Source organism: Shewanella marinintestina, assembly GCF_023283845.1.
GTDB classification, from domain to species: domain Bacteria; phylum Pseudomonadota; class Gammaproteobacteria; order Enterobacterales; family Shewanellaceae; genus Shewanella; species Shewanella marinintestina.
In genome coordinates, this window is record NZ_JAKILC010000017.1 from 61,758 (window position 1) to 76,174 (window position 14,417).

10 protein-coding genes are annotated in these 14,417 nt (G+C 44.4%); 6 read left to right on the forward strand and 4 right to left on the reverse strand.

Annotated features, from left to right (window positions below; genetic code table 11):
* Position 1: 1 nt before the first annotated feature.
* Positions 2–1,168, reverse strand: coding sequence for an AI-2E family transporter (locus L2747_RS16735; RefSeq protein ID WP_249000149.1), 1,167 nt, complete (start codon positions 1,166–1,168; stop codon positions 2–4).
* An 89-nt stretch (positions 1,169–1,257) separates the two neighbouring features.
* Between L2747_RS16735 and folX the strand changes: the two genes are divergently transcribed.
* Positions 1,258–1,632: a dihydroneopterin triphosphate 2'-epimerase gene (folX, locus tag L2747_RS16740; RefSeq protein ID WP_249000150.1), complete on the forward strand. Its 375-nt coding sequence runs from the start codon at positions 1,258–1,260 to the stop codon at positions 1,630–1,632.
* 54 nt (positions 1,633–1,686) lie between these two features.
* Positions 1,687–2,595 (forward strand): TIGR01777 family oxidoreductase, encoded by a 909-nt coding sequence (locus L2747_RS16745; protein WP_249000151.1) that lies wholly within the window; start codon positions 1,687–1,689, stop codon positions 2,593–2,595.
* A 470-nt stretch (positions 2,596–3,065) separates the two neighbouring features.
* Here L2747_RS16745 and L2747_RS16750 read toward each other — a convergent pair whose 3' ends face one another.
* Positions 3,066–5,519: an ABC transporter permease gene (locus L2747_RS16750; RefSeq protein WP_249000152.1), complete on the reverse strand. Its 2,454-nt coding sequence runs from the start codon at positions 5,517–5,519 to the stop codon at positions 3,066–3,068.
* Positions 5,510–6,259, reverse strand: coding sequence for an ABC transporter ATP-binding protein (locus tag L2747_RS16755; protein WP_249000153.1), 750 nt, complete (start codon positions 6,257–6,259; stop codon positions 5,510–5,512). The genes L2747_RS16750 and L2747_RS16755 overlap by 10 nt, the downstream gene beginning before the upstream one ends.
* On the opposite strand from L2747_RS16755, the gene L2747_RS16760 reads away from it, so the two are divergent.
* From L2747_RS16760 to L2747_RS16775, 4 genes are all read left to right on the forward strand, one after another.
* A complete protein-coding gene (locus L2747_RS16760) occupies positions 6,240–6,869 on the forward strand; it encodes an arylesterase (protein ID WP_246616226.1) in 630 nt (209 codons plus the stop codon). The genes L2747_RS16755 and L2747_RS16760 overlap by 20 nt on opposite strands.
* Positions 6,870–6,994: 125 nt before the next feature.
* Positions 6,995–8,113: a DUF481 domain-containing protein gene (locus tag L2747_RS16765; protein ID WP_249000154.1), complete on the forward strand. Its 1,119-nt coding sequence runs from the start codon at positions 6,995–6,997 to the stop codon at positions 8,111–8,113.
* Positions 8,114–8,477: 364 nt separating this feature from the next.
* Positions 8,478–11,129, forward strand: coding sequence for a parallel beta-helix domain-containing protein (locus L2747_RS16770; RefSeq protein WP_249000155.1), 2,652 nt, complete (start codon positions 8,478–8,480; stop codon positions 11,127–11,129).
* An 89-nt stretch (positions 11,130–11,218) separates the two neighbouring features.
* Positions 11,219–12,397 carry an SO2930 family diheme c-type cytochrome gene (locus L2747_RS16775; protein WP_249000156.1) on the forward strand — a complete coding sequence of 393 codons (1,179 nt, stop codon included), beginning with the start codon at positions 11,219–11,221 and terminating at the stop codon, positions 12,395–12,397.
* Positions 12,398–12,471: 74 nt separating this feature from the next.
* On the opposite strand, the gene L2747_RS16780 is transcribed toward L2747_RS16775, so the two are convergent.
* Complete coding sequence (locus L2747_RS16780; RefSeq protein ID WP_346347790.1) at positions 12,472–13,497, reverse strand: helix-turn-helix domain-containing protein; 1,026 nt, start codon at positions 13,495–13,497, stop codon at positions 12,472–12,474.
* Positions 13,498–14,417 lie beyond the last annotated feature (920 nt).

Here is a 14,417-nt window from a genome sequence, read left to right on the forward strand (position 1 = left end):
CTCACTTTTCACTATTTTTTAACTGATTACTGTCTTGCTGCTCGCTCGCTGCTGCAGATTGATCTACATCAGAATGCGTTAGCGATGTACTCTCTAATGCTGCGGTCGCGCTCATTTTGGCTTCTTGTAATTGCTCCTCAGATACATCATCACCAAGCAGCACCGCTAACCAACGTCCACCCGAGCTAGACTCAAGGGCGATTTTCACAATCATAGTCAAAGGTACAGATAACAACATGCCCACAGAGCCTAATAACCAGCCCCAGAAAATTAACGACAAGAACACCACCAATGTCGATAAACCTAAACCTTTACCCATGTATCTTGGCTCAACAGCGTTACCCATAACCGTATTAGTACCAAGGTAAAGTAATGCCACACCACCAGCAGCCCCAGGGCCTAATTGAATAAAGGCTAATAGCACCGACGGAATAGCAGCAATAATTGAACCGATATTGGGGATATAGTTAAACAAAAACGCAATCACGCCCCATAACAATGCGTAATCGACACCAATAAAATACAAACCAACGCCAATTATGCTACCGGTTGCTAAGCTGACTAATGTCTTAATCACCATGTACTGGTTTACAGAATGTAAGAAACGATCCACTTGCTTTAAGCGCATATCAGGATCGTCTAGTGCAAGGTGCATCTTGGTTGAAAAACCATTTGATTCAAACAACATGAACACCACTGTCAAAATAATCAAAAACAGATTAGCCATTACACTGCCGACGCCAGACAGCATGTTAGTTGTCATCGACAGCGCAACACCTGGGTCGAAATATGCCAAAATCTGTTCTTTGGAGATTTGAATATTAAACGCCGCTAGCTTTTCTACAATCCAAGAAAACTGATCGATTAATTGGTCACGATAAAAAGGTAGTTGCTTGGAGAATTCATTAATTGAAGTGCCAACCACTGAGGCCAACCACAAGCCCATTAACACAATAAATACCATCAACAGCAATACAGCCAAACCGCGTGGTGTACGATGACGTGTCATCCAACTGATCATCGGATTACAGATCACCGCAATAAATACTGATAATACAAACGGCACAACAATAGGGCTAGCTGCTTTAATGCCTGCCAAAATGACCACAATAAATGCGGAAATGGCGAAGCCTTTAAAAGCTACCCCTTGATTCTCGAATCGAGTCATTACAATAAAGTCCTTCTTGATTCACTATAATATTGATAGGGTTATATAAACTGCTTCTAACATGAACTACAACAGGGACATCGTTTTTTATGAAACCAGAAATCGCCGTGATCCGCATTAAGAACCTAAGGTTACGTACTTACATTGGCATTAAAGAAGACGAAATTCAAAATAAGCAAGATGTCACCATTAATACTGTTATTCATTACTGTGCAAATAAAGCCAGAAACAGTGACAATATGGATGATGCTCTGAATTATCGCACGATTACGAAAAAGATCATTGCTTTAGTTGAAAACAACCGTTTTTCTTTACTGGAAAACTTAACCAGTCAAGTGTTGAGTATTGCCAGTGAGCATGATTGGGTCGACTTTGCTAAAGTAGAAATCGATAAGCCCCATGCATTACGTTTTGCCGATTCAGTGTCGCTAGAGCTGTGTTATCAAAAACAGTCGATCCAATAGGTCAGCCATAGCGTACTGATAATCATCTATTTTATAATCTCTGAGTTTGAGCCTATGAACATATTAATAACTGGCGCCAGCGGATTTATTGGTACGCAACTGGTTAACGCCTTAAAAGAAAAACACCAACTAACGATTTTAAGCCGCTCAGTTGAGGCAGCAGAAAAACGATTGGGCGCCTCACACCAGTATCTAGCATCAATAGACAAGCTCACTCACCTCAATGACTTTGACTCCGTTATCAATTTAGCCGGCGAACCCATTGCAGGAAAACGCTGGAGCGAACAACAAAAGCAGGCTATTTGCCAAAGCCGCTGGGATCTCACCAGCAAACTAAGCAGTTTAATCGAGCAAAGCGATACACCACCGCACACATTTATCAGCGCATCAGCCATTGGATATTACGGCGATCAAAAGCTACAACCTATCGATGAGAGCTTTGAAGTTAGCCAACAGACCCAAGCCGAATTTACCCATCAAGTCTGTCGCCGCTGGGAAGATGAAGCCTTAAAAGCCCAGAGCGAGCAAACACGGGTGTGTATTGTCCGCATAGGTTTGGTATTAGGCCGCCACGGCGGTGCGCTAGCCAAAATGTTACCGGCATTTAAATTGGGCCTCGGTGGGCCCATTGGTAACGGGCAACAGGGAATGAGCTGGATCCATCAGGCAGATCTTATCGCACTTATCAGCCATTTAACTCATCATGCTGACTGCGAAGGTGTTTATAACGGCACTGCGCCCAACCCTGTCAGCAATAAAACCTTTACTCAGGCACTTGGCAAAGCCGTCAATCGCCCAGCTTGTATTCCCGCCCCGACATTTGCGTTAAAGCTTGCTTTAGGTGAGATGTCATCGTTACTCATCGAAGGTCAATACGTCACACCAAGACGCGCATTAGCAGCGGGCTTTGTGTATCAATACCCAGAGCTTGCGCCCGCATTAGCGGAGATATTAGGCGACTGACCTATTAATCAGCAGATGACTAAAGTAAAAGATCCACCTTCTGAAGAAGGTGGCTTTGCTAGCCCTTATTAAACGAACTCCCTAAAAGGGAGCTTTCCTACCGTGCGTTAACAAGACGCCGTAAATATATCCCTATAGGCTCTACTAAATCCCCCCTGATTTAGAAGCTTGTACCGCACTAATAGCAAAGCTCACGTAACACTGAGTTAATCAGCTATGTTTAAATGAATTTATAAGCCGTCTATCGCATGGATGCTAAACTCACCTCCATGGACCCTTTCTTTCAAAAAATGTCAGCGTGCTTATAAGTCGTTAAATATTGCCTTACTCCGCAATGCCATTGAACGTACTTCAGGCAAAGCCTAATTGATGATAACCACCTACTAAAGTAGGTGGTTTAGAGCTAAAAACAAAAAGGATAACGCCCAGCGTTATCCTTTTTTGATTCGTGCTCAATTTGTTATGGGTAACTAATGCCCTTTAAGCAGCTCACCACATGACTTGCTCAGCAATTGTCTGCAGCGCCAAATACCTAAAGTCGCCACAACCAGTCCACCACAAAGCGGCGCAATACCCCACCAAGGCCAATGCATATACACGTTTAACTCAAACACCTGCGTTTTAAGTAGGTAAAGCGTAAACTCGGCAACGATTACCGCCAAAATGCCGGCAATGGTACCAAGTAGCGCAAATTCAAGCCCTGTTGCTGCGCGTAGTAACCAGCCAGAGGCACCAAAGGTACGCAATACCGCCAACTCTCGCTGCCTTGTCGCCATCCCTGCTTCAGTTTGTGCAATCATCACTAAGGCACTTGCCAGTAATACCAAGACTAGGACCAATGACAGAGATAAAGAAACTTGATCAATAATCTGCCTAAGCTGACTCACCATAGCGCCAACATCAATAATCGATACTGTTGGGAACTGTTTGATTAACTCTAAAATCAATCCTCGCTGCGAGTCATCAAGATGAAAGCTCGACATCGAAGTATAAGCAAACGGCGCTAATGCCTCTTGAGTAAAGATCATAAAGAAGTTGGGTTGTAGTGTTTCCCAATGCACCGCACGAATACTGGCTACATTCACCGTCAGGCTTTGGTTATCGATGGTGTAAGTTAATTTATCACCTAGCGCTAACCCTAAGCGCTCAGCTACGCCCGACTCAACTGAAACGTCATACTTGTCTTGGTTAAACTCACCTTCTAACAAATCGTTATTGGGTGGCATGCTGTTGCGGTAAGTGAGGTTTAACTCGCGGGAGATCCCCACTCTGCCCTCAACGCCCTCTTGTTGCTGATCGCGTGAAATTAACACCTCTGCGTTAATTGCGGTCAATCGTCCACGTACTACAGGGTAAATAATCGGCGCAGACTTTAGATGCGGCGCTAAAAACTCACTAATTGGCTGGGTTTCTTCTGGCGCAATATTGACTAAGAAATAGTTTGGCGAGTTTTCCGGTAACTGTTTTTGCCACTCATTAAGTAAATCTTGTCTAAGAGCAAAAATAGTCAATAGCAACACCAATGCACTACTAAAGCCCACCAGCTGCACCGCATTTTGTTTGGCGCGGCGTCTAAGCCCTGCCAATGCTAACTGCAATGGATTGGTGGTTTTCATGCCCACGCTGTGGCCAAGACGGATCATAAAGAAGCCAAGCACACTTAATAGTACGCCTAACAAAAGAACAGCAGCGACCACGGTTAAGGTTAACGCAAGGCTTTGCGAGTACAGATAACCCAATAGCGCCATCGCCCCTAAACTCAGCACTAAGTGCAGCCACATTCCCAGCTGTATGCCTTCAAGCTGCCTTTGCAATACACGTAATGGCGGAATAGCCAATAAGCGCATGAGCGGATAGGCCGAAAACATAAATGCACTTATAAAGCCGGTGCCTAAGCCCAGCATAATCGGCCGCAGCATTGGCGGCGTATAAGCGGCAATTTCTGCCGGTAAAAATGCGGTAATGCCTCTATCTAAGGCAAAGCCACCAATAAGCCCAAGTACCACACCAACGGCAGTCACTAACAATAAGTGCATACCAAATAGCACGCGGATCTGTTTTGCCGACGCGCCAAAGGTTTTAAGCATGGCGACCACGTCATAATGACGCTGACAGTAACGCTGCGCCGCAATGCCTATTGCCGCGCAGGCAAGTGCAATACCTAATAAGCTTGCCAGCAATAAGAAACGCTCCGCGCGCTTTACCGCTTCCGCAATAGGTGAATCACCCGATTGCACATCTACCCAACGCTGGCTGGTATTTAGCAACGGCTTAGCTTGTGCTTCAAAATCTTTAAGCGCGGTCGCATCACCTGCAAACTGATAACGGTATGTCACCCGGCTGCCAGGTTGAATCACTTCAGTTTTAGCCACGTCTTCTATGCGCATCAACACAACCGGCGATGAGGCAAACGGATTAAAGCCAGCATCCGGCAAACGAATAATCTCTTTCGATAAGCCAAATTTGGCATTACCCAGCTCAATTTGCTCTGGGTAACCTAACAAGCCGCCTAAACGAGTTTCAAACCAAATATTATTCTCGCTAGGTAAGCCTTCGGCCTTACCACTGCTAAGCTCAATATCGCCTTTTAACGGATAACCTTGTTCAACCGCTCTGACCGTCACCAGCTGAAACGCATCACCGGCATAAAGCATCGAATTAAATTGCATGCTACTGACACGAGACAAGCCGTTATCATCGGCTAACTGCAGCACCTTGGGGTCTATTGCATTGGGGGAATCAATGATGCGGTCAGCTGCGATAAACTTTGAGGCTTGGCCGTTAATCGCCAGCTGCAAGCGCTCACTGACACTGGCAAGACCGGTCACAGACAGCACAGCCAAGGTTATCGCCAAAATAATCAACACCAATTGGCCTTGGGATAACTCCCTTTTAAACAATCTCCACGCTAAACTTAACTCCATGCGCGCGCCTCGCCCGTTACCTCATCACTTTCCTCTGCCTTCTGCTCAACATCTTGCACAGCCATTTTTTCGCTTAAGCAGCCCGAGTCCATAATGAATTGTCGCTGACAGCGGCTGGCAAGCTCCATATCGTGAGTGACCAGCACTAAGGTCGTGTCACTTTCACGATTAAGCTCAAACAGCATATCGGCAATCTTGTCGCTATTGGCTGAATCAAGGTTACCTGTCGGCTCATCGGCAAATAACACTTTAGGCTCGCAAATAAACGCTCTGGCAATCGCCACGCGTTGTTGTTCGCCACCGGAAAGTTGATTAGGAAAGTGGGTTAAACGATGGCTTAGTCCAACCCGTTCGAGCATAGCTTGGGCTTTGTCTTTCGCCTTTGCAATCCCAGCGAGTTCCGCTGGCAGCATCACGTTCTCAAGGGCGTTTAAGGTGTCGACTAACATAAAAGATTGAAAAATAAAGCTGACTTTTTGTTTGCGCAGGGACGCTTTAGACTCTTCATTAAGTGTTTCAAGTGCAACACCGTCAAGTTTGATTGAACCGCTGCTTGGTGAGTCAAGTGCAGCTAACAAACCTAATAACGTTGACTTACCTGAACCCGATGGTCCGAGGATCGCCACACTCTCTCCTTGCTTGACATCCATATTAATGCCGTTGAGGATAGTCAGTTCTCCCTCTTGAGTAACAACTGATTTAACTAGGTGGCTTACGGTAATGGCGCTATTTTCAGACATAGAATCCTTCTTCAACGTTAAAAACCGACTTCGCGGTTTGGTCTTATTATTGGTTTTCAGCAGTTTTGGGCTGAGTGCTACCCCTATATTAATCCTAGGTGATAGCCTAAGTGCAAGTTATGGCATGCCTGAAAATCAAGGCTGGGTACAATTACTACGAGAGAAAATGCCAAATAGCTCAATCATTAATGGCTCAGTTAGCGGCGAAACATCGGCCGGCGGATTACGCAGACTGCCCGCCCTGCTTGAATCTGCTCAGCCAAAAATATTATTGATAGAACTTGGCGGTAATGATGGACTTCGCGGGTTCCCACCAAAACAATTGAAAAACAATCTTACAAAAATCATTGAGCTAGCTAAAGCACAACAGGTAAAAGTGTTATTAAGTGAGATTATGGTGCCACCTAATTACGGTCCAAGATACGCTTCACAGATTAATACGGTATATAAAGATTTAGCCACTGAACATGACGTCACCTTGATGCCATTTTTTATGGAGCAAATTGTCATCGACCCATCATTAATGCAACGAGATGGCATTCACCCAAATCAAAAAGCGCAGATAATAATTGCCGAGTTTATGTTGCCATGGTTTGAGCAAGCTTTATAATCGCCGCTTAAATCATTGCACCGTTGTTTAATACTCAAACCTTGAATAGCATATTTACACCTTAATTAAAGCTGACCGGCTAAAAATAAAGTCAGCCAAAGGAATCGCTTTTCAAGGGAAGCTTAATGGAATACCACATGCGCTATACACTTATCGCTGCGACCTGTCTCGCAGCCGTTTATTCTGGTTCTGCGATGTCAGCAGAAGCGGTTATCACGACACCAGCTACCTCTCAACAAGCACTTACGCCAGCCGATCTATATCCGCCAGCGGACGCTAAGTACGATTGGCTGCAACTCACTTCACTTGAGCTATTAAAGGGCGAAATTAAAAACCTTTATGATGACAAGTTAGAGTTTGAAAGTGATGAGCTCGATACTGTCTATATCGACTGGGAAGACGTTAAAGTGCTACAAAGTAGTGGCATTGTCAGTATTGGTTTTACCGATCTAAGTACTAAAACGGGCCGTTTACTGGTTGAAAATGGTAAATCGTACATTAATGGTGAAGAGTTTGATAACACGCAAATCATGACCATTATTGCTGGCGATCAATCAGAAGCTAATTACTGGTCAAGCAAGATCACCTTAGGTGCAAACTTTCGCAGCGGTAACACCGACCAAATCGATTACAGCGCATTAGCTAAGACGATTCGTCGTACCACTGAATCACGCTTTAATCTTGATTACATCGGTAATTACTCTAAGACTGACGGTGATAGCCGCATTAACAATCATCGTATCAACACTAACTTTGACTGGTTTATCTCGAAGCAGTTCTATGTGAGACCTATCTTTGCTGAGATCTACAAAGATCCATTCTCAAACATTGAGTATCGAGCGACAGTCGGTTCGGGTTTGGGTTACAACATCATTGATAACTCAAAAACAGAATGGAGCATCAGTGGTAATCCGGCTTATACCTATACTAAGTTCGATGAAGTAGCCGCTGGCGAAGAAACCGATGATGGCAGTGCCGCTATGGTCATTGAAACTGCTTTTGACACTGAAATTACCAGTGACATCGATTTCAATACGTTATACCGCGTGCAATACGGTAATGAACAGTCAGGTGGATATACTCACCATGCTATTGCCACATTAGAGATTGAATTAACCAGCATGTTTGACCTTGATCTGTCATTCGTTTGGGATCACATCAATAACCCACAGGCTGATGCCAGCGGATTGATCCCAGAGCAAGATGACTATCAATTTATTATTGGTTTCGGTATCGATATCTAAGCATGACTCGCTATGTAAATAGCGACTGGCACGCGTTAAAATAAAATCCCTGCCTTAATCGGTGGGGATTTTACTCTCTATCCTCCTATTCCCGCCCACGTCTTTTCGAGCAAAGCGCGATACCGTCATACCGCCGCTAAAATAACCTCACTTTTTATCAGACATAGCGAATCAATACAGGCGTTTGAAACTTATCGAGTTCAATCTAAATTTCAATACTTAAGCCCAATCACCTCGTTTAAACCTCAACACAAACACTCAAGATAACAACTTGTTAAATAATTGTTGTCCACATTTCACATTGCTTATCTTGTACGCCAGTGCAATCTAGGAGTCGCATAATAAAAATAATTTTGGAGACGCTATGCTCAACAAGAAACCGACTTGGCTAATGCCAACTTTGATTGCCAGCGCTGTTGCAATAAGCTTGGGGGCTTGTTCATCAGACGATGATAAATCAGTGGTAGACGATACGCCCGCAGTGGTAGTGCCAGATCCACAACCTGAGAACAACTTTCCCGAAGGCGCCATTATGGTTCAGGAGGGTGACAACCTCACTATGCGCATTCAAGAAGCACTCATTAATGCCCAAAGTGGTGATGTCATCGTGTTGCCTAAAGGTAACTTTGAAATCGAATCAACACTGCTATTTGACGGCGATGTTGACGGCGATGGCAGCTACGCTAAAAACGTCACCATTATGGGTTATGGCATGGATGAGACTGTTTTAGACTTCTCAAATGCCAACTCAGGCGACGGTATTTTTGTGCAAAATGCCATGAACATTATTATTCAAGACTTGTCGGTTAACGAAGCTAAAAACAACGGCATCAAGCTTAAAAATACCAATGGTATTATCCTGCGTCGCCTAGCAACAGTTTGGGAAGGTGAGCTTGACGAAGGCAACGGTGCTTACGGTCTATACCCTGTTGAATGTGAAAACATTCTCATTGAAGATACCTATGTCCGTGGTAGTGCCGATGCCGGTATTTATGTGGGTCAGTCTGAGTACATTGTCGTGCGCCGCAATATCGCCAAAGAGAACGTGGCAGGTATTGAAATTGAAAACTCAAAATACGCCGATGTATATGACAACGAGGCCATGGGCAATACTGGTGGTATTTTAGTGTTTGACTTACCTATTGGTAACCATAGATACGGCTCAAGCGTACGTATTTTCAATAACAAAATTTACGACAACAACACCAAAAACTTTGCTAACGCTTCCGCCAACCCAGCAGGCGTTCACATTGTGCCACCGGGCACAGGTATGATTATCCTGTCTACCGACGATGTGGAGATCTTTAATAATGAGATCACTAATCACGATACTATGGCTGTCACTATTTCGAGCTTCTTTATTGCCGAGCCCGATATTTCGGCTTTTGTGGCTAACTATGGTCAACCAGGACAACCGATAGCAGATGGCTGGCGCCCAACGCCGCGCAATATTTATATGCATGGCAACAAAATTGAAGGCTATGGCCAAAAGCCTAATGGTTACCTAATTGATGACATTATTAAAGGTTACCTCTTTACCCACGGTCAGTTCCCGGGAGTGTTATACGATGGTCTTGGAGAACTGCTATCAAATAATGGCACCGCGGCATATTTAGGCTTACAAGAACTGCCATTTGCCGATGACGGCAGTGACAATATCTGTGCAACCGACAATGGTGATGTGTCATTTGGTCGCTTATATGCCAATGATAATACCGATACCAATAGCCCAGAGTTCCTGCTTGAAAAAAACCAGACCGATATCATGAACTGTCAACAAGTCAGCTTGCCAGTGCATACTGTCACCTTTGGCGATCAGATCTTTGGTTGTGGTGTCGATGATGACACAGCAGGTTGTGACGGCGGTAATCTAGTGGGTGGCGGCGGCACCATTGGCGAAGGTGAAGGGGGTCTTGAGGGCGATGGCGACTTAAGCTTGTGTAAGGCTGAAGGTTCAAATGCCTCATGGGATGCGCTACTCAAAGCAAACTGTCCAAATCTGTCTGACTACAACCTATTTGCAGACATGAAGGATCCAACCAATGCACCACACTCTGGTGGACTACCTTATGACTTAAATACGCCATTATTTACTGACTACTCAAGTAAATATCGTTATGTATTTGTGCCTGAAGGCACTAAAGCGGATTACTCTGCAACCGAGTCAATGGACTTCCCTGTCGGCACTGTCATCGTTAAATCATTTGCGTTGCCGGCTGATACCAGTATGCGCGGCCTTGCTAATGAGGACCTAATTGAAACTCGTTTGCTTATTAACCGTGAAACAGGCTGGACAGCGCTGCCTTATGTCTGGAACGCTGAAAAGTCTGATGCGGTTCTAGCCAAAGCCGGTGCCATTCAAGCCAAGAGTGTGATGCACAATGGCGATGACTTTGCCTTTGATTATGTCGTGCCAAGCATGAACCAATGTAAACAGTGCCACCAGTATAAACCTGACGCTGACAGCCCGGCTAAATTTGTGCCTATTGGCCCTAAAGCGCGCAATCTTAATAAAGATTACGCCTATAACGACGGTAGCATGAATCAGTTATTAAAGTGGCAAGCAGCGGGTATTTTACAAGGTGTACCTGATGTAACCAGCATAGATACGGTTCCAGCATACAATGACGGTGATGAAACCAGTATTGCACAGCTTTCAGACACAGAGCTAATGAAAGCAGCCAAAGGTTATTTAGACATTAACTGCGCCCATTGTCACCGCCCAGAAGGTAACGCGTCTAACACTGGCTTAAAGCTTGAATACTGGCGCTCATATGCTGAAGATGCCGGTCTTTCACATGGTACTTGTAAATCACCTGTGGCTTATGGTGGTGGCTCGTTAGGGTTTGATATCGTACCGGGTAAGCCAGAGGAGTCGATTCTGCACTTTAGAATGGAATCTAACGACCCAGGTGACAGAATGCCTGAGATCGGCCGAAGCTTATCTCACGCTGAAGGTGTTGCACTCATTAATGAATGGATTAAACGTCTACCTGAAGCAAGCTGCTCCAACTAATAGCGGATTCTTTTAATCGCTTTATCGACCTAAGGCCGGCACATGCCGGCCTTTTTTAACCCTAAAACACCAAAAATAGGGGAAAACCCATGCGCACAGTTTTGTTCATTATTACAATTTACCTATTAGTCGGCTGCGGTGGCTCCGATGAGCAAGCACAAACAACACCTGATCACCAAGCGCCGGCGGTTACCCCAAACCCTACCCCCTCACCTGATCCATCATCTAGTTGTGAGGCCACCACCACTGAAGTTAATTGGGATGCACTGATGAATGAAGATTGTCAGTCTTTAGCGCAATATGGACTGTTTATCGACCCTTCTATTCCCACCAGCTCGCCAACATCGCCGGGGTTAAGCTACCAACTCTCAACAGCGTTATTTTCTAACTATGCCAGTAAACACCGCTTTATATTTGTCCCAACAAACCAAACCATCGGCTTTGATGCCACCGATACATTCAACATGCCTGTGGGCACAGTATTGGTAAAAACCTTCTCCCTGCCCTTTGATACTCAAGTGAGCGGCGCGAATAACGAAGTATTAATTGAAACTCGCCTGCTCATTCATCGAGACACCGGCTGGACGACATTGCCCTATATCTGGCAAGACGGAGAAGCAAGTCTGCAAGTCGTTGGCAAAGATATTCCCCATACACTTAACCATAAAGGGCAAAGCCAACAGTTTGATTATCATGTTCCTAGCCGCGCTGAATGTAAGTTATGCCATCAAACCAGTGGCGATAGCAGTCAAATTGAGCCCATCGGCCTAAAAGCACATCTGCTCAATAGAGATGTTAGCCATCAAGGTAGTCAAATCAACCAGTTGCAACTATGGCAACAGCAAGGACTACTGCAAGGTTTACCACAGCTTAATCAAGTTGGTAAAACCTACGATATTTTTGATGACTCGGCGCCGCTTACCGCCAGAGCAAAAGGCTATTTAGATGTGAACTGCGCCCATTGCCATAACCCACAAGGCTTTGCCAGTATCTCAGGCTTAAGGCTTGGGTTTTATGTCGACCACACCCGCTTTGAATACGGGATTTGTAAACAGCCTCCCGGCTGGGATGGTGGTGAGCGCGGCTTGTCTTACGATATTATTCCTGGCGACGGTGATCATTCGATTTTGGTGTACAGACAAGAATTGAACAACGCCAAAGACAGAATGCCGCCTATTGGTCGCAGTATTGCCCATAGTGATGCAGTTGCGTTGATAGAAAAGTGGATTGACCAAATGGAGTCGGCATTAGGTAATTGTCAGCAGTAATAAGTTGTATTCAAGAAACCGTAACCAAATAGCGCAGGTCATTGATGAGGCATACTTGATGCTTATCGTAAACTTTATGCCCAGTATTTATGGCAATGACTTTCTGAAATTAAAGGACGATTTAATCGATGAAAATGACCTGGCGGGTGACCAATCCAATGTTTAAAGCTCTGCCGGAAATGGCTAACCTCACCAAAGCCCATCAGATCAGAAATCGCCTCGATTGAATAATCGCTGGTTAAAATCAAATCAATCGCCATTTGACAACGAACTTGGTCAACCAACTTTTGATAACTGGTATTCGCATTGGCGAGTTTTCGCCTCAGAGTTCTAGCGCTAATATTTTGCTTTTCAGCCATAGCTTCCATACTTGGTAACTCAGGAGCTTGTAGCCTAAGCTGGTTAAGCACTTCTGAAATATAAGACTGTTCGCTATCAAGCCTGCCACTATCTATCTGCTGTTCAAATTGATAAGTTATGGGTAAAGCAAGATAGTCATGGCTAATTGACCATTCAAAAAATCCACAAGTAAACTGCACTTCAGTGCCTGTTTTCATCGCTAAAAACTCAGCGTTTCTAACTGGCTCCGCAAGAGAAATATGGTTTAATTGAATCGCTTTACCAGTTAGCTCGTTGGCGAAAGCTAATAAAGAACAAATACTGTGTTGAAACTGACAACTGTAGCGTTCTGTATCGACTTTATTAGTATTTAGCCAACGTACATGTAAATTGCCATCATCATTTCTGAGTAGCGTGTCGGAGAAACTACCAACAAGTTCTGGATGAGAAATAGCAAACTGCAAACAGTCGCCTAATGTGGCAAACGTCGCCAAATAAGGCTGCAACACATCAAGTTCAACTACCCGATAACAGCTAGCTGCCTTTGCAGCCACTTCTGGGTCTTGGCTCAAATGGCGGATAAAACTCATGGCATAATCGACCTGCCACACATAAACAAATTCACTGAGCTGCAGTTCAGTTTCTCCAATACCAATATCGCTATAGAGCTTCTCAACCTGCTCAGTCGCATAGTTTCGCGCTAAATAGTTAACTAAATTTTTTAGCTCATAGGAAGGATACGATTGGTCCCCTACTCTCATATTTGGCTTATAGCTACAGGCTTGTTGCATTACACTCAATAACTGATGAACGGTAATAATATTTTTAGCGGATCTAAATAAGAATTAATAGCCTTTTATTAATTTAAGCTTAAAAATTATTGTTGCCTTGGAATGAAGGTTGGTTGCATTTTTTGATCGGTGTTACGGGGAAGCGAGTCTAAACTTGCCAAGTTAATGGTATTAATCGCCTACAGCGGGTGATGTGCAGATACTGCAGCCAGACGCAGCACTCGATAATTGGCGCACTCTAGGCGCAGAATTGTTTTATTTCTTAGTTAAAAATGTCCCAAAGTGAGTTAGCCTTCGAATGAAGGCTGATTTACCTTTTGTTTTACTCGGTGTTAAATGGTTGTGAGTATTAAATCGATGCTCTTGAGTTATCAATCGCCTGCAGCGGGTGATGGACAGGACGTTCGAATGTCGTGATCACATGGTCAATGATGTTCCCTACATCATACTGACATTTACCATATCCCTATGGATCAGATGTGAATGAACGACCTTATGTGCAGACGCTGCCGTGACACGCTGCATTTCTTTGTGAAAGACAGGGTCCCAGGTAGCTCGGTCATGACGAATAGCATACTTGCTAAAAAGTCAGTTCGGCATCCTGCCTCTCGTTCGAAAGCTTGATAACTGAGTTATCACTCACCAGATCATGGACGGTCACGTCCGTATCTACAAGGGGTAATTTGTGTACTCATTGGGCTAAGATGATTGGTTTCTAAATTAGAAATGCCTCAAAATTAGCTAGCGAGAGAAATTTTCGCACCGGAGAACTGCAATAGCACCTTGTATTTTCTAAAGTCTTGGGCACTCAGATCTGACTTTAAAGTACTAGATAGATAAATAGTTATAATTGTACGTTGATGACTTGTGAGTAAAGTGAGCAAAAATCG

What these genes read in the sequence shown, in the direction of transcription:
- L2747_RS16735 (WP_249000149.1), bottom strand. Translation starts at nt 1,168, where the DNA reads ATGACTCGATTCGAGAATCAAGGGGTAGCTTTTAAAGGCTTCGCCATT.
- folX (WP_249000150.1), top strand. Translation starts at nt 1,258, where the DNA reads ATGAAACCAGAAATCGCCGTGATCCGCATTAAGAACCTAAGGTTACGT.
- L2747_RS16745 (WP_249000151.1), top strand. Translation starts at nt 1,687, where the DNA reads ATGAACATATTAATAACTGGCGCCAGCGGATTTATTGGTACGCAACTG.
- L2747_RS16750 (WP_249000152.1), bottom strand. Translation starts at nt 5,519, where the DNA reads ATGGAGTTAAGTTTAGCGTGGAGATTGTTTAAAAGGGAGTTATCCCAA.
- L2747_RS16760 (WP_246616226.1), top strand. Translation starts at nt 6,240, where the DNA reads ATGGCGCTATTTTCAGACATAGAATCCTTCTTCAACGTTAAAAACCGA.
- L2747_RS16755 (WP_249000153.1), bottom strand. Translation starts at nt 6,259, where the DNA reads ATGTCTGAAAATAGCGCCATTACCGTAAGCCACCTAGTTAAATCAGTT.
- L2747_RS16765 (WP_249000154.1), top strand. Translation starts at nt 6,995, where the DNA reads ATGGAATACCACATGCGCTATACACTTATCGCTGCGACCTGTCTCGCA.
- L2747_RS16770 (WP_249000155.1), top strand. Translation starts at nt 8,478, where the DNA reads ATGCTCAACAAGAAACCGACTTGGCTAATGCCAACTTTGATTGCCAGC.
- L2747_RS16775 (WP_249000156.1), top strand. Translation starts at nt 11,219, where the DNA reads ATGCGCACAGTTTTGTTCATTATTACAATTTACCTATTAGTCGGCTGC.
- L2747_RS16780 (WP_346347790.1), bottom strand. Translation starts at nt 13,497, where the DNA reads ATGAGAGTAGGGGACCAATCGTATCCTTCCTATGAGCTAAAAAATTTA.